The 13,060-nt window shown below is 38.4% G+C and carries 15 protein-coding genes and 2 pseudogenes; 14 read left to right on the forward strand and 3 right to left on the reverse strand.

Features of this window, described 5'->3' with window-relative positions:
• Positions 1 to 107: 107 nt before the first annotated feature.
• A complete protein-coding gene (locus JOC94_RS03735) occupies positions 108 to 614 on the forward strand; it encodes a transposase (protein ID WP_077113961.1) in 507 nt (168 codons plus the stop codon).
• Between the two features lie 52 nt (positions 615 to 666).
• Here JOC94_RS03735 and JOC94_RS03740 read toward each other — a convergent pair whose 3' ends face one another.
• The gene (locus tag JOC94_RS03740) at positions 667 to 849 is read right to left on the reverse strand and encodes a hypothetical protein (protein WP_077113960.1); all 183 of its coding nucleotides are present in this window, start codon (positions 847 to 849) and stop codon (positions 667 to 669) included.
• A gap of 104 nt (positions 850 to 953) precedes the next feature.
• On the opposite strand from JOC94_RS03740, the pseudogene JOC94_RS03745 reads away from it, so the two are divergent.
• The 6 genes and pseudogenes from JOC94_RS03745 to JOC94_RS03770 all read left to right on the forward strand — a co-directional run.
• Positions 954 to 1,222: pseudogene (locus JOC94_RS03745) on the forward strand (transposase domain-containing protein); the annotation flags it as partial.
• A gap of 123 nt (positions 1,223 to 1,345) precedes the next feature.
• Positions 1,346 to 2,245, forward strand: coding sequence for a S8 family peptidase (locus JOC94_RS03750; protein ID WP_077113959.1), 900 nt, complete (start codon positions 1,346 to 1,348; stop codon positions 2,243 to 2,245).
• A 1-nt stretch (position 2,246) separates the two neighbouring features.
• Entirely contained in the window at positions 2,247 to 2,420 is a 174-nt protein-coding gene (locus JOC94_RS03755) for a YvrJ family protein (protein ID WP_083717735.1), read from the forward strand.
• 287 nt (positions 2,421 to 2,707) lie between these two features.
• Positions 2,708 to 3,430 carry a hypothetical protein gene (locus JOC94_RS03760; RefSeq protein WP_077113958.1) on the forward strand — a complete coding sequence of 241 codons (723 nt, stop codon included), beginning with the start codon at positions 2,708 to 2,710 and terminating at the stop codon, positions 3,428 to 3,430.
• Between the two features lie 631 nt (positions 3,431 to 4,061).
• On the forward strand, positions 4,062 to 4,337 hold the full coding sequence (locus JOC94_RS03765; RefSeq protein WP_077113957.1) for a glutaredoxin family protein: 276 nt from the start codon (positions 4,062 to 4,064) through the stop codon (positions 4,335 to 4,337).
• Positions 4,328 to 4,543: a hypothetical protein gene (locus JOC94_RS03770; protein WP_236016964.1), complete on the forward strand. Its 216-nt coding sequence runs from the start codon at positions 4,328 to 4,330 to the stop codon at positions 4,541 to 4,543. Before JOC94_RS03765 ends, JOC94_RS03770 begins: the two co-directional genes overlap by 10 nt.
• A 302-nt stretch (positions 4,544 to 4,845) precedes the next feature.
• Here JOC94_RS03770 and JOC94_RS03775 read toward each other — a convergent pair.
• Positions 4,846 to 5,151, reverse strand: a pseudogene (locus tag JOC94_RS03775) (IS3 family transposase); the annotation flags it as partial.
• Between the two features lie 500 nt (positions 5,152 to 5,651).
• On the opposite strand from JOC94_RS03775, the gene JOC94_RS03780 reads away from it, so the two are divergent.
• The 3 genes from JOC94_RS03780 to JOC94_RS03790 all read left to right on the forward strand — a co-directional run bounded on the left by JOC94_RS03780 (position 5,652) and on the right by JOC94_RS03790 (position 7,543).
• Complete coding sequence (locus tag JOC94_RS03780) at positions 5,652 to 6,089, forward strand: Rrf2 family transcriptional regulator (RefSeq protein WP_077113956.1); 438 nt, start codon at positions 5,652 to 5,654, stop codon at positions 6,087 to 6,089.
• 40 nt (positions 6,090 to 6,129) lie between these two features.
• Entirely contained in the window at positions 6,130 to 7,035 is a 906-nt protein-coding gene (locus JOC94_RS03785) for an NAD(P)/FAD-dependent oxidoreductase (protein WP_077113955.1), read from the forward strand.
• Positions 7,036 to 7,321: 286 nt separating this feature from the next.
• Entirely contained in the window at positions 7,322 to 7,543 is a 222-nt protein-coding gene (locus JOC94_RS03790; RefSeq protein ID WP_077113954.1) for a hypothetical protein, read from the forward strand.
• A 348-nt stretch (positions 7,544 to 7,891) separates the two neighbouring features.
• Here JOC94_RS03790 and JOC94_RS03795 read toward each other — a convergent pair whose 3' ends face one another.
• A complete protein-coding gene (locus JOC94_RS03795) occupies positions 7,892 to 8,134 on the reverse strand; it encodes a hypothetical protein (protein ID WP_139345735.1) in 243 nt (80 codons plus the stop codon).
• Positions 8,135 to 8,544: 410 nt separating this feature from the next.
• On the opposite strand from JOC94_RS03795, the gene JOC94_RS03800 reads away from it, so the two are divergent.
• The 4 genes from JOC94_RS03800 to JOC94_RS03815 all read left to right on the forward strand — a co-directional run bounded on the left by JOC94_RS03800 (position 8,545) and on the right by JOC94_RS03815 (position 13,046).
• Positions 8,545 to 9,747 (forward strand): PDZ domain-containing protein, encoded by a 1,203-nt coding sequence (locus JOC94_RS03800; protein ID WP_077113953.1) that lies wholly within the window; start codon positions 8,545 to 8,547, stop codon positions 9,745 to 9,747.
• A 97-nt stretch (positions 9,748 to 9,844) separates the two neighbouring features.
• Positions 9,845 to 10,762 (forward strand): WD40/YVTN/BNR-like repeat-containing protein, encoded by a 918-nt coding sequence (locus tag JOC94_RS03805; RefSeq protein ID WP_077113952.1) that lies wholly within the window; start codon positions 9,845 to 9,847, stop codon positions 10,760 to 10,762.
• Entirely contained in the window at positions 10,755 to 11,609 is an 855-nt protein-coding gene (locus JOC94_RS03810) for a hypothetical protein (protein ID WP_077113951.1), read from the forward strand. Before JOC94_RS03805 ends, JOC94_RS03810 begins: the two co-directional genes overlap by 8 nt.
• A gap of 303 nt (positions 11,610 to 11,912) precedes the next feature.
• Entirely contained in the window at positions 11,913 to 13,046 is a 1,134-nt protein-coding gene (locus JOC94_RS03815; RefSeq protein WP_205178703.1) for a DUF418 domain-containing protein, read from the forward strand.
• Positions 13,047 to 13,060 lie beyond the last annotated feature (14 nt).

Raw genomic sequence — 13,060 nt, forward strand, 5'->3', positions numbered from 1 at the left:
TCATCATGTCCTCCATGTGTTTTTCTTGGTCGAAAACATTGTAACATGGTCATGATGGTGACCTATTCTTTTTACACAATTATATGGACTTTATCGGCTACAGGAGTGTGGAGAGCTATCTGTATGCCATCGGGGAGGAAAGAGAACCACGCTTTGACTATCTGATTCCGTATAATACTTATTTGAAGGATAAGACGCGTACATATAAGAATGACATCCGAAATCCCAAAAACTGGACCTATCTGGAGCATGATGATCAGTTCATCTGCCCAAATGGCCGGAAAGTGGTCTTTAAAACATACAAAAATAAAAAGAATACCTCAGGCCATATCCAAAGCTATAAGATCTACGAATGCAAGGATTGTTCGGATTGTCCGCTAAAAGCCCGATGTACAAAAGCCAAAGGTAACAGGCAGGTCCATTTAAATATGATCTATGAAGAAATGAAAACAAAGGCCAAGAGAGCCCTTGAAAGTGAAGAGAACGCGGAAATCTACGCCCGACGCAAAGTTGAGGTAGAAAGTGTGTTCGGTCACATCAAGGGCAATCGGTCGTTCCGCCGATTATTTTCAGGAGGAAACCCTACAAATGCAAAATCAGTCGTAGAAAAATGAACCATTTTTCTACGACTGATTTATTTTAGGGGCTTTTTGGACAGCCCCTACATTAAAGAGCACCACAACACTTTCCAGTGTAAATGAGTTTACCCGTACGTGGATTATAATTAGCATCCAATCTACATTTTTCATCATATTTACAACAGTCTCGTCTCTTTTTAGTACCGCAAACACCAGGTACTTGCTCTGGGGTTACTATATCATTTTTTTGTCGTTTTTGTTCCTTCATCATTTAAGTCACCTCCTCCCTCTTAATTAAGAGTGATTTTTGTTCCCTGAAATTAAAAAAAACAGTATATTTTTTGTTTACTATGTAATCGTCAAATACAACACACAATGGAAAAGGAAGAGCTGGAAGCCAAAATAAAATGGTACGAGGAGCAATTCGGCTTCAGCCAGCAGCGCAGATTTGGGGCTTCCAGTGAGAAGACCTATCCGGACCAGTTCTTCCTTTTCAACGAGGCTGAGGCCACAGCTGATCCGACAGTTGAAGAGCAACTGTCGAGACAATTAGATATAAGAGCAAGAAACAGCGCGGTCAACGTGAATACATGCTTGAAAACCTGCCTACAGAGACCATCGACTATCGTTTGTCTGATGAGGAATAGGTCTGTTCGTGTTGCGTTAGTGCGATGCATGAAATGAGCACAGAAGTACTTCTAAATTTGATTTTTTCTTTTGTTATTTAAGAACATTTATTTCACCTCCTATTGAAAGGAGGATTTTATATGGATGAATCAATAATTCCTGTTTTAGATAAAGAAATGAATTACGGGGTTTTATTAATAAATGCTCCTCGCTTTTGGAGTCAATTTATTTTAGGAACTGGCATTAACATAGCTGTAATAGATTCTGGTTGTTATATTGAACACGAACAGCTAAAAGATCAAATTATCGACAAGTATAACTTTACTGATGATGATAACGGCGATACAAGTAATGTTACGGATTACTTGGGACACGGGACGCACATATCTGGCATTATAGCAGCGCAAAATAAAAAAGCGGTTATAGGTGTTGCTCCCGGGGCTAATTTAGTCATTTTAAAAGTAATCGATAAAAATGGTGAAGGAAGTTATGAAAACATGATAAAAGCTTTAAATTTTGCCTCAGAATGGCGTGGAAATAACAATGAAAAAATAGATGTTATCAATCTTTCTTTAGGTGGACCTAACAAGGACTCAACATTAAGAAGAGCTGTTTTAAATGCAACATCCAATAATATCAGTATTGTTGCAGCAGCTGGGAATTATGGAGATGGTTCTGATTTAACCAACGAAATACTTTATCCCGGGTATTATAAAGATGTTATCCAAGTGGCCGCAGTTGATAAAAATCTGGCACCCACTTCATTCAGCAACACCAACAAAAACATTGATTTTTTAGCACCAGGTCATTTCATCTATTCCACTTATAATGATGGTGATTATAGAAAGCTTTCAGGTACATCAATGGCAGCCCCACACGTTTCAGGGGCAATAGCTTTACTTAAAGAATTTTTCCGTATAAACGATATACCGGCAACGCAGGAACGAATTTATGAATATTTAGTTTCACACTCTCAATTTTTAGAAGGTTATTCCACTAAGATACAAGGGAACGGATTAATTCAATTAGGAGGAGAGTAAAATGGACTCTGTTGATAAAGCAATCATAGAAACGTTTATAAATGCTGTTGGGAATTTCGGTTTTCCGTTAGTATTGGCAGTATATTTATTACTCCGGTTTGAAAAAAAAATAGAAGCTCTAACAGATGCGATTTCCACTTTAAAAGAAGTGATAAATAAACGAGAAGACAGGTAAAAACGAAAAAACGCTTTTAAGTGCTTTTTTATTATGCTGAAAAAAAACGAAAGATGATTTAAATAAATCGAAGAAAGTTAAACTCTGCTCACTTTCTTTTCAGAGTTCATAACGTGATTTCAATCAAATTTTATTTCAAACAAACTCTAAAATTAACAATTTTTTTAGTTTTTGAAAAAAAGTTACACCTGTATATATAGCTGAGAGAGGTGATGCAGAATTCAGAACATAAAAGGGATTATATTATTGGTTTATTAGAAATTTATCACTGAAAAAGGAGAGAGACGATGTTTATTAAATCTAACAAAGTAGATATTGCTACAAAAAATTTATTGACTGAAGAACTAAACAATCATGAGGATTTTGCCTTACTAGTAGCAGAGATTCAAAAGCATCATAAAACCTTATCTGAAAAACAAAAAGATATCTTTGAACTTGAATTTGCAGAAGATGAGGCTAAACAAGGAGTTAAAGTTAATGTAGTTTTTTTCACATTAACAGACGAGGTGATCATCGAAGGGATGAAAGTGGGAGACAAATTGCATGTTAAAGCTTATTTTTCCGCTGAGAATGATGAAGGTGAAAAAGTATTTCGCCAGGCGGTTGTAGAAGGTGGAAATGTTGAAATTGAGTCTGAAATGCAGTTTGATCCAGAAAAATTTATGTTTGTAAATGAACTTAAAAACCCACAAGGTGTAGAAGAACAGAAAGTCACACCTCAAGCATGGTACGAGGGGTGTTTAGTATTTTACAACTCCGGTAATGGCAAAACCTATAAGTACAGATATTGTGGTGCTAAATGTAGCGGTAAAAATTTCACACAAACACCTATTAATGCGCTTGATAAATGTTGTCAAGCACATGATCGCTGCTATAAGAACTTTGGAAAAGGTGACAATGGTTGTGATAAAAACCTTCAAAGTTGTGCGGATAGAACCAGTGATCCTGGATGGTGGATGGTTTCAGAGTTTGCAAGAAGATGCTCCTTAAATGAACTATCTTTCTGTTAAAAACAGCAAAATACCCTTTTTCATTGTGAAAAGGGGTATTTTGGCATTTTGATAACTTAAGTGTTTATTCAACCACCCATTGCTCTTACTAAGTAGTAGATAAAAGAATAGTAACCTAATGAGGGAACACATAAACATATCACAATGATTGATAGAAAGTAATAAATAGGGTTCTTTGAGTTATTTTTTAGAATGATATAAACCCCATAGGCTACACCTAATAAAAATAACAAAGGCCAATAATAAGACATTAGGTTAATAGGGATATATTCAGTTATTACACTAACAAAATCAGATGTTGAACTAACAAAAAAAACTAAACAGATTAATACGAAAATTAAAGAGATTATTACATTAAAAGTTAGTTTGATTTTTTCACCTTTCACAATCATCACCCCTCCATACGTTAATATTCCCTTTTTTAGTAAATTGTTCCCCCTTATATTAACAAAATAATTCGCAAAGTCAAAAAAAGAGCAATTTCCACTGTATGGTTATTTTGTTAGACATTTAAAAAGCCCTCCCCAATGAGCACGGTTTGAAGTGGATTTAATCTTCATATGCCCACTTTTGATTTATATAAAACAAATTTCACCTTTAGTATTGATTGATATTTAAAGGAGGAAGAAAAATGAATTCAACTATTACTGTTTTCATCAATCCTGCTTGTGGACCTTGTAATGCTCTTAAAGATTGGTTAAAGAAAAAAGGAATCTCATTTATTGAAAAAGATATTATAAATGATGAGGGCGTAGCCAGAGAGTTCAGGGAAGCAGGTGGGATGTACACTCCAACATCTTTTGTTGAAGTCGGGGAAGAAAAAATTGAAATCATAGGTGCGGATTTTGGGAAATTTGAGAAAATAATAAAAAACATTGGTTTAAGGAGGCGAGTTAAATGTCTATGAAACCTCCTATTGAAAAAGAACTTGAACAATACACTCAATTAAAAATTGATCTATTAAAGATTTCGAACTGTATTGAATATTGTGAAAAGAAAAAATATAAGGAAATTTATCAAAACATTGCTCTGGAATACAGTAAAGAGATGAAAAACCTAAAGGACACAATTGAAAAAGAATATCAAGTTATTCTTTGTAAATGTTGTAAATAGTAAAATTCCAGGTTCCGGAGCCTGTTGATATAAATACGCTTTTTGTACGTGCCCAACAAGCCTTTAATTGTTGATTGGTGAAAGGTCAATCTTAAAGCATGCAACTCTCAATCGAGAGTTGTTTTTAATTGTTGTTTTAAAATACTAAAACCTTTTTATGTTAGTTTCCTATTCCTTGTCTCTAATGATACTATGTCAAGAAAGTAGACACTGATTTTCTACCGCGCTTTCGTTTGGTGGCCTTCATAGAAAAATTTAAAAGAAGAACATTTTTAAACTTTTCTATGAAGGAAAATTCTATGTCACCGATTGTCGACCAAACATTTTCTCATATTCATTCGGGTATGATAATCAAGCGTTGAATGAATCCTCTTTGAATGATAGAAAAATTCTATGTGCTCAAAGAGTAATCTTCTTGCTTCACATCTTGTTTTATACCTCGTTTGATAAACGAGTTCACGCTTAAGAATGCCGTGAAAGGATTCGATACATGCATTGTCGTAGCAGTTTCCTTTTCGACTCATGCTACCTATCATATTGTATTGTTTTAGTAGCTTTTAATAGTCGCTGGAAGCGTACTGGACACCACGATCTGAATGATGAATAAGCTCAAAGAATGGGCAATTTCGCAAAGGGTGGTCAGCATCATGCTGGAGACGCAACACAATAATGTTGAGACATGCCGATTTTAATGAGCACTATGGCTTTTTATTGGGGGCATGGACAAGTATCTCTATAAAGGCATGGAAAACCACAATGGAGAAGTCGCTCTATTTTACTGTTTAAATGATTCATATAGGAACCCCTTACGCTACTTATCGAGGGTTATAGGCTGCCGAGAAAAGTATCGGCAGCTTTTTTTACCTCTTGGTATAATATGCAAGCAATTTTTTACCATATATTTACATGTAAAAACCATGTTGTCTCACTTAATGTGACAAATCAAAATATGTAAAAAAACCTAATTCTCTTTCTGTTTTATCTTTATTGAGGAATTAGACTTTTGATCTGCAACAATCACGCCCATTCGTTGAATAAGCTTAGTATTTGACATTAAAAATTCAAATGGATATTATAGATACATTAAATCTACAATAGGACTGATCATATGAAGTTAACAAAAGCAACGAACTATGCTCTCCACACCATGCTATTTTTAGCTGTTAATCCCTCCGATGAGCATATTGGAGTGGCAAAATTAGCTGAACGCCAAAAAGTTTCAACGACATATTTATCTAAAATACTAACAAAGTTAGTAAAGTCGGGTATGATTGAATCTGTCTCAGGTGCAAATGGGGGTTATAAATTAAAACCGGGTTGGGAAGAACTTTCATTACTCGATGTAATAAAAGCTATTGAAGGTTTGACACCTATTTTTGATTACTGCCTCAACCATAATCCTGATTGTTTAATTCAGAAGGCGATTGAATCAGCCGAGGAAAAGCTTTTGGATGAATTGAATCAAACACGTATAGTTGACCTGGCTAACAAAATGAATAAGGCATTATCAAATGAAGATGGCTCTTATTTAAATTGCAGATATTAAAGCTCTATGATATATATTTTAAGTGCGGAGGAACATCATAATGAAAAAATATGATTGTATTGTCATTGGTGGAGGACCTGCTGGACTAAGTGCAACCTTAACTTTAGGAAGAGCGCGTAGAAAGATTGCCTTATTTGATAACGGAACTAATCGAAATCGTGTGACTCAAGAGTCACATGGATTTTTAACAAGAGATGGCATTAAACCGCAACAATTCAAAAATATCGCCATTAAAGAATTAGAATCTTATCCTTCTGTTTCAGTTTTGAATGAGACGGTTATGGGGGTCAATAAAGATGACCAACATGATTTATTTTTAGTTCATACATCGAATAATCAGTCTTATATAACAGAAAAAATACTGTTAGCAACTGGTATACAAGAGGAATTTTCCTTAACACAGATTAGACAATATTATGGTAAAAGTTTATTCAGCTGTCCATATTGTGATGGTTGGGAATTGAGAGACAAGCCGTTAGCTATAATAGCAGAAAATGATGAACACATAAATCATCTGACTAAATTGGTTTTTAATTGGTCGAAGGATTTAATCGTTTTTACTAATGGTCATCAGCTCTCCAATAAAGTGCAAAATGATTTTAAAAGTAAAAAGATTAAGGTTTATACAGCTGTTATAAAAAATTTACACGGAAATCATGGGTACTTGGAAAGTGTTGAATTAGAAACAGGTGAAAACATTCTAAGAAGTGGTGGCTTCGTCGTTCCAAGTTTTTATCGCCCTAATAAATTTGCTAAACAATTAAAATGTCAAGTTGATGAAAACGGAGGAATGATTACAGACGATGCTGGACGAACAACAGAGAGTGGGGTATATATTGCAGGTGAAACTGAAAAGGCAGGCCCCTCTTCTTTGATGATCGCTGCCGCTGACGGCAATAAGGCTGCTTTTAGCATAAACATGGATATAACATTGGATAGATTTTAATTCGATTTTTTATAGATCTTACCTATGAGGAATTGAAACGTATCCCAAAACTTGTTAGCCCTTGGGTTTCCACCAGGTTTGATCCTCTAAGTACCTCCTAAAACACGGCTGAGGGAAAGCGATTGTGAGATTACCAATGGAATTAGAGGGTTTGGTTACTTGGAGGAAGAACATTGTCATAGGACTGGATGGACGCAGTCCGGTTTGTCATGGCTTTGAAAAGTAATTATCTGTGAGAAATCCGAATAGGTTCCAGTAACATATTTCATGGATCAACTTGAAAAAGATGTACAGAACCATCTTAAAAAATAAAAAGTTGGGCGCCAACATCATAAAGGTTGAAATTGGCCAATTGGAAAAAATGTCAGCGGCCCATCGGACTGTTTTATACGAGGCATATCAGGTTTATAAGGATGGGCTGGAGGAAATGGAACAAGGAGAGGTGAAAGAGCGCGTAACAGCAGGCGGCACAATAAGTTTATGGAGGGATGACGGGTGTGAAAGGTAAAAAATCAAATTAACTTTCAATGTAATAGCCTCTTTAACTTTCGAATTAATCTGTTTAGTTTTTTTATTAGTCTAACATCTGAGTATCTTCCTCTTAATTTAATGTCATATTATTGGCCATTGTTATTTTTATTAGGTGTATTCTATGGGAGTTATATCATTTTAAAAAACAAGGCAAACGATTCAATTTATCACACCCTGGAAATTTTTGGTATTTCTTCATGTGTTCCCTCACTAGGTCTCTATTCCTTTTTCTATTTCTTAGGAAAGACCATGGGAGGTTGAATAGACGCTCAAGTTATTAGAAAGCAAAATACCTTTTCAGAATGAAAAAGGCATTTTCCTGTTTTTAACATATTTTACCATGGGAGTATGCAACGATCCACCATCCTGGATCGTTGGCTTTTATTCGCACAATTGTAAAGTTTTTTATCACAACCATTGTCACGTTTTCAAAACTCGCATAGCAGCGGTCATGTGCTTGACGGTAGTGTGTTGATAGGTGTGGAATTTTTACCATTACATTTAACGCGACAATATCTATATGTTTTGCCATTAGAGGAGTTGTAAAACTTTTATCAATCGCTGTCACTTGAGTCACATCTTGATAATGCCCGGGAAAAAGTATTCCGTTGGAGCCATCTCTATAATTTCCAGCTGTTGCAACAACACTAATGTTATTGGATATTGCTTTTAAAACAGTTTTTCTTAAAGTGGAGTCCTTGTGGGGTCCACCTAAAGAAAATTGATAACATCTATTTTCTTCTTATTATTTTCACCCCATTCTGGCTTTCCTAACTCCCTCCATCTTTTCAATACTAAATTAGCCCCCGGCGCAACCTTATGACAACTTTATTGTTTTGTGCTGTTATCATGCCAGATGTGTGTGTTGTTGTCTAAGACATGTCCACTTTCAACCCAAGATGAGAATTACTTACCCCACCACGGACAATCTTTGTTAAAATAAATATAACTTCATTGATTCCAGGGAGGTAGCGTAGAGTGGCGCAAATTTTGTTGTTGGAGATTGCCAAGGCAATCGGGAAGTTTTTCATCCATCCCGTTTTCTATTTTTCTATTATTCTGGCGCTTGCAGCCGGATATTTACGAGTGAAACGGGAACGAAAAGATTTTCATGTCAGGGTCAACGGGGCTCTGCATGAATTAAAACAGTTGTGGCCTGCGGGTATCCTGGCGGGGGTCATACTCTCCATCTTTACAATGGTTCTTGGTGTGGCGGTACCGCTTGAATACATCATTTTGATTGCTGCTTTCTCCATTTTGTTGGGAGTCATTGCAAACGCGCGTTTATTATCAGCTGCTTTTACGATTGGATTGCCGGTTGTCTTTATTTATACCACTGTTTCATTAGAGCTTCAGATTCCTTACATAGAGCAACTGCGGGGGAATATGACTTTTTTATCAGGCTTATCCATTCTGCTTGCACTCCTTATTTTAATGGAAGGCATTCTCATGATGCGGGGCGGCTTAAAAGATGTTTCGCCAAAATTGCGTACAAGCCGCAGAGGTTTGACCGTTGGCGCTCTCCAGGTGAAACGGTTATGGCTTGTTCCGGTACTCTTTGTTTATCCGGCGGGTCCTTTTGTATCGACACTCGACTGGTGGCCTGTCGTTCAATGGGGCGGAGAAACATTTACGATCATTCTTGTGCCTTTTTTACTCGGTTTCCAACAGCAAGTTCAAGGTTGTCTCCCTAAAGACGCCGTAGTCAAGCTGGGGAAACAAACGCTGATTCTTGGGATTATCGTACTTGTTGTGGCTAATGCCCTTGTATTTTTCTATCCGTCGGTTGCCCCTCCAATCGTTGCCGGAATCAGTATATTGGGGCGCTTTTGGATTTCATACCGCCACCGGGTTCGTGAAAATAATACATTATATTATTACACTCCGCTTAACGATGGCGTCATGATTTTGGATGTCCTTCCCGGGTCCCCGGCTGACCGGATGGAGTTGAAAACAGGAGAAGTTATCGTAAAATGTAATAACCTTGAAGTAACCAATAAAAAAGAATTGTACAAAGCAGTGCTAAAAAACAGGGCGTACTGCAAACTTGAAGTGCTGGACGAACATCAAGAAATTCGCTTTGTCCAGTGTTCCTTGTATGAAGGCGATCATCACGAGTTGGGGATTCTGTTTATAGAAAGACGGGAAAGGCCAAAGGACACGGAAGTCGCTTCTTTTTAAACGATGAGACAATGATATTGAAACCCGAATTCAAAAAAAGCATGTTGGCCGCAGTTTTTTGAGTTCGGGGCTTTATTTTTTTAAAGGAGAGTTTATCGTGAAACATGTCATCTTGGGGATTGCCTGCGTTGTCATAGTCGGACAAATTGCAGGACTCATTTTATACCATATTCCCGGCAAACAGGAAAAGGCTCTGGAAAGTCATCCGGTTTTGGACAGCCAAGATAGTACGGTGACTGAGGAACAACCTTTGTTTGCCGAAGAAGTGATTGACTATTCCCTTCAACATGATAAGTTGAGTGTTACGTTTGATAAAGGTGAGAACTGGACCCCGGTTCCAGTTGAAAAAGAGTCTCTTTTTGGCGGGGAATATAACGGTAACCAACAAGAGCTCATTGAGAATAGTTATATCCTTACGAAAGAGCGGGCCGCGTTTTTATATTCGGTGGGGAATAGTTCGGAAAGCGTGCAAATTAAGATGGCATATTCTCTTGACCAAGGGAGGTCTTGGGAGGAGACCGTCGTGGCGGAGCAATATCCTCCTATGCGTTTCCGAAAAGTGTCTTTTTTAAATGATCAATTTGGTTATGTGATCAGTTCGGGAGGGCGCACGATGTCGCAAGAAGTGTCGAGTGTCTTTCTAACGAACGATGGCGGGAAAAGTTGGAGAGAAACTAACAGTTCGAATGTAACGAGATTACTGGCGGATGGCGGCTTTACAGATGAGCAGACAGGGTTTTTATCGTTTGGGATTATAAATCCCGAGCGTCCTGAGCTTCATGTGACACAAGATGGAGGGGATACTTGGGAGGAAGCGGAGATCCGTATCCCGGAGCAATATGAAAAAATCTTTGTGATCGCTGAAACCCCCTTTAAGGAAGGGAACAGCCTGGCGGTGCTGGTGAATCAGGGTCCGAACGGAGATTATAAGGGGGGAAAAGTAAAAGGAAAATTCGTTTCGGATGACAACGGAAAAACGTGGGTGTTTTCGACGGAGGTACCGGCAAATGAATGAACACTTTAAAAAATTTAGCGGTTGGGCTCTGCTGCTTCTGGCTTTGGGTTTATTTTTATGGCAGGGCGGATTTTTATACTTGCATGCCAAATTTCAAGTGGAGTACAGTGATGGCCGGCTCTTTTACATGATCAATATTTTCAGCATCATCTGCCTGGGATTGGCCCTTCTTTTGTTCGTTACAGCTACAAGAAAGTGGAGGGTGGCAGGAGGCCTGATCATGGTGATAGTCATTTTAACAAACGGGCTGCTACTCGTTGCGGACGCTCGGAAAACAAATAATATAGTTAGCCTGTCACCGAACTTGAAACATGTGTTATCCATGAAAGAAGATAAGAAAACAGGTGAGACCACATACTACAGGACTTACTATTATCTCTTAGCCCGGCCAAAAGAAAGTTTCCCTTATCCAACAGCAGGAGACTTCAAGGTGAAATGGATCGCCAACGACGTTGCGGCTGTCACTTATAAAGCGGCGGATCAAACGATTCATCAATACATCGGCACATACGGGGATCGCGGCAGTGGGGGATCCTATTACTATGTAGGACCATCCATTCACGGGCGCTGGTCCGGAGAAAATGCAGAGGTTATCAGCAATCAAGAAGGAATAACAGTGCGGCAAAACGGAGAAATGGATACCTTCAACTGGGATCAAGTTGTCCAGTTTGGAACCCTTGCGGTTGTGTTAGTGAACAATGGCGAAGCCGCTTGGACTATTTCTTTAAACGAAAATTTTGTTGTTCAATCCGATTCGTCTGTTCCGCCGATTGGAGACATCAGCCTATATAAGGCTACAATGGAGAAAAATGAGCCTGTAAAACTTACATATAAAGGTTCGGAATGAGGCCGCCATCGTCCGAAGGAGGTTGGGACATAAGCAAATACGAAACAGCAAATGGTAAAAGCTGATTCATATTCGTAAAAATCGTAAGAATAAAACCGCGTGAAATCAAGGTTTTAGGGGTAACCACCGTAACCACCTTGATTCCATGCGGTTTATTTCATTTTTACAGGGTTTTGTCCCGACCCCTGTTTTTGTAAAAATATGACACCTGTCATACATATTCACTTACAGGTGTGAATGTTTTTGAACTCTTTTCGCAGTTACAATAACATTATCAATCCGAATAAGAAAAGAGTGAGGAAGATGGAAGAACGCATAGGAAGAATCCGTCTGCTTGATATTCTGCGGGGCTTTGCCGTCCTGGGAACGCTGGGGACGAATATATGGATTTTTGCCCATCTTGGGGATTTGAGTTATATCACGACTTATCATTTTTCCGGATGGTGGAATGCGGATGATTTCTTGCGTATGGCCGTTCTGTTTCTTGTGAATGGAAAGTTTCTGGGGCTGCTGACTATCATGTTTGGGGTGGGTCTGGAATTAAAATACAGGCAGGCACTTCGAAAGGGGAATACCTGGCCCGGCGTTTATATATGGACATCCACTTTTTTGATCATCGAAGGCCTTATTCACTTTACCCTCGTGATGGAATATGACATTTTAATGAGCTACGGTCTTACAGCAATCATTGTCGCTTTCATTGTGAAAAAGGGCGACCGTTTTATATCGAAGACGATGAAGGTGATTGGGAGCATCCATGCTGTACTTATTTTAGGTATATTGATACTGAGCCTGCTGGCAGCGAATGCGTCATTGGGCCATTTCGGGGATGTTGTTTCCCTCTATAGGGATGGGACATGGCTTCAGCAAATTCAATATCGCCTTTCTCATTTCTTGCTGTTGAGAACGGAAGCGATTTGGGTTATTCCGATGAACATATTTTTATTTTTGCTCGGTGTGCGCCTGATGCGTTCCGGTGTTTTTGCCCCGGACGAAAATGGCAGGAGAAAGCGTGACAAGTTGTTTAAACTAGGGATTTATATCGGCTTGCCATTAAATCTGTTGATTTTTGTCCCTGGCGGCGATTTTGACTTGGCTGTCCGCTATTTATTTGCTCCGTTGATGTCGCTCGGCTATATTGCGATCATTGGAAGAATGATAGAATATAAGAAATGGAATAGACTTTGGAACCTTCTTGAAAATGTCGGCAAGATGTCTTTGAGCTGTTATGTGGTGCAAAATATTTTGTCATCCATCTTATTTTACGGATGGGGTTTTGCGCTAGGCGGGAAGCTGGACTCCCTGCAAGTCATTGTTTGTTGGGGGATCATCACCTTCATTCAACTGCTTTTTGCGTCTATCTGGTTCCGGTTCTTTCATCTTGGGCCGTTGGAGATGATTCGCAAGCGTGTCACTGGAATCGCTGTATCCCGATAACACCGGAGGATTTT

This window comes from Siminovitchia thermophila (assembly GCF_016909185.1).
Lineage (GTDB): Bacteria > Bacillota > Bacilli > Bacillales > Bacillaceae_C > Siminovitchia > Siminovitchia thermophila.

Excerpts from the sequence above, each read along its gene's own strand:
- JOC94_RS03750 (WP_077113959.1), top strand. The coding sequence starts at position 1,346 with ATGGATGAATCAATAATTCCTGTTTTAGATAAAGAAATGAATTACGGG.
- JOC94_RS03755 (WP_083717735.1), top strand. The coding sequence starts at position 2,247 with ATGGACTCTGTTGATAAAGCAATCATAGAAACGTTTATAAATGCTGTT.
- JOC94_RS03740 (WP_077113960.1), bottom strand. The coding sequence starts at position 849 with ATGATGAAGGAACAAAAACGACAAAAAAATGATATAGTAACCCCAGAG.
- JOC94_RS03780 (WP_077113956.1), top strand. The coding sequence starts at position 5,652 with ATGAAGTTAACAAAAGCAACGAACTATGCTCTCCACACCATGCTATTT.
- JOC94_RS03760 (WP_077113958.1), top strand. The coding sequence starts at position 2,708 with ATGTTTATTAAATCTAACAAAGTAGATATTGCTACAAAAAATTTATTG.
- JOC94_RS03785 (WP_077113955.1), top strand. The coding sequence starts at position 6,130 with ATGAAAAAATATGATTGTATTGTCATTGGTGGAGGACCTGCTGGACTA.
- JOC94_RS03790 (WP_077113954.1), top strand. The coding sequence starts at position 7,322 with ATGTACAGAACCATCTTAAAAAATAAAAAGTTGGGCGCCAACATCATA.
- JOC94_RS03765 (WP_077113957.1), top strand. The coding sequence starts at position 4,062 with ATGAATTCAACTATTACTGTTTTCATCAATCCTGCTTGTGGACCTTGT.
- JOC94_RS03810 (WP_077113951.1), top strand. The coding sequence starts at position 10,755 with ATGAATGAACACTTTAAAAAATTTAGCGGTTGGGCTCTGCTGCTTCTG.
- JOC94_RS03815 (WP_205178703.1), top strand. The coding sequence starts at position 11,913 with ATGGAAGAACGCATAGGAAGAATCCGTCTGCTTGATATTCTGCGGGGC.
- JOC94_RS03770 (WP_236016964.1), top strand. The coding sequence starts at position 4,328 with ATGTCTATGAAACCTCCTATTGAAAAAGAACTTGAACAATACACTCAA.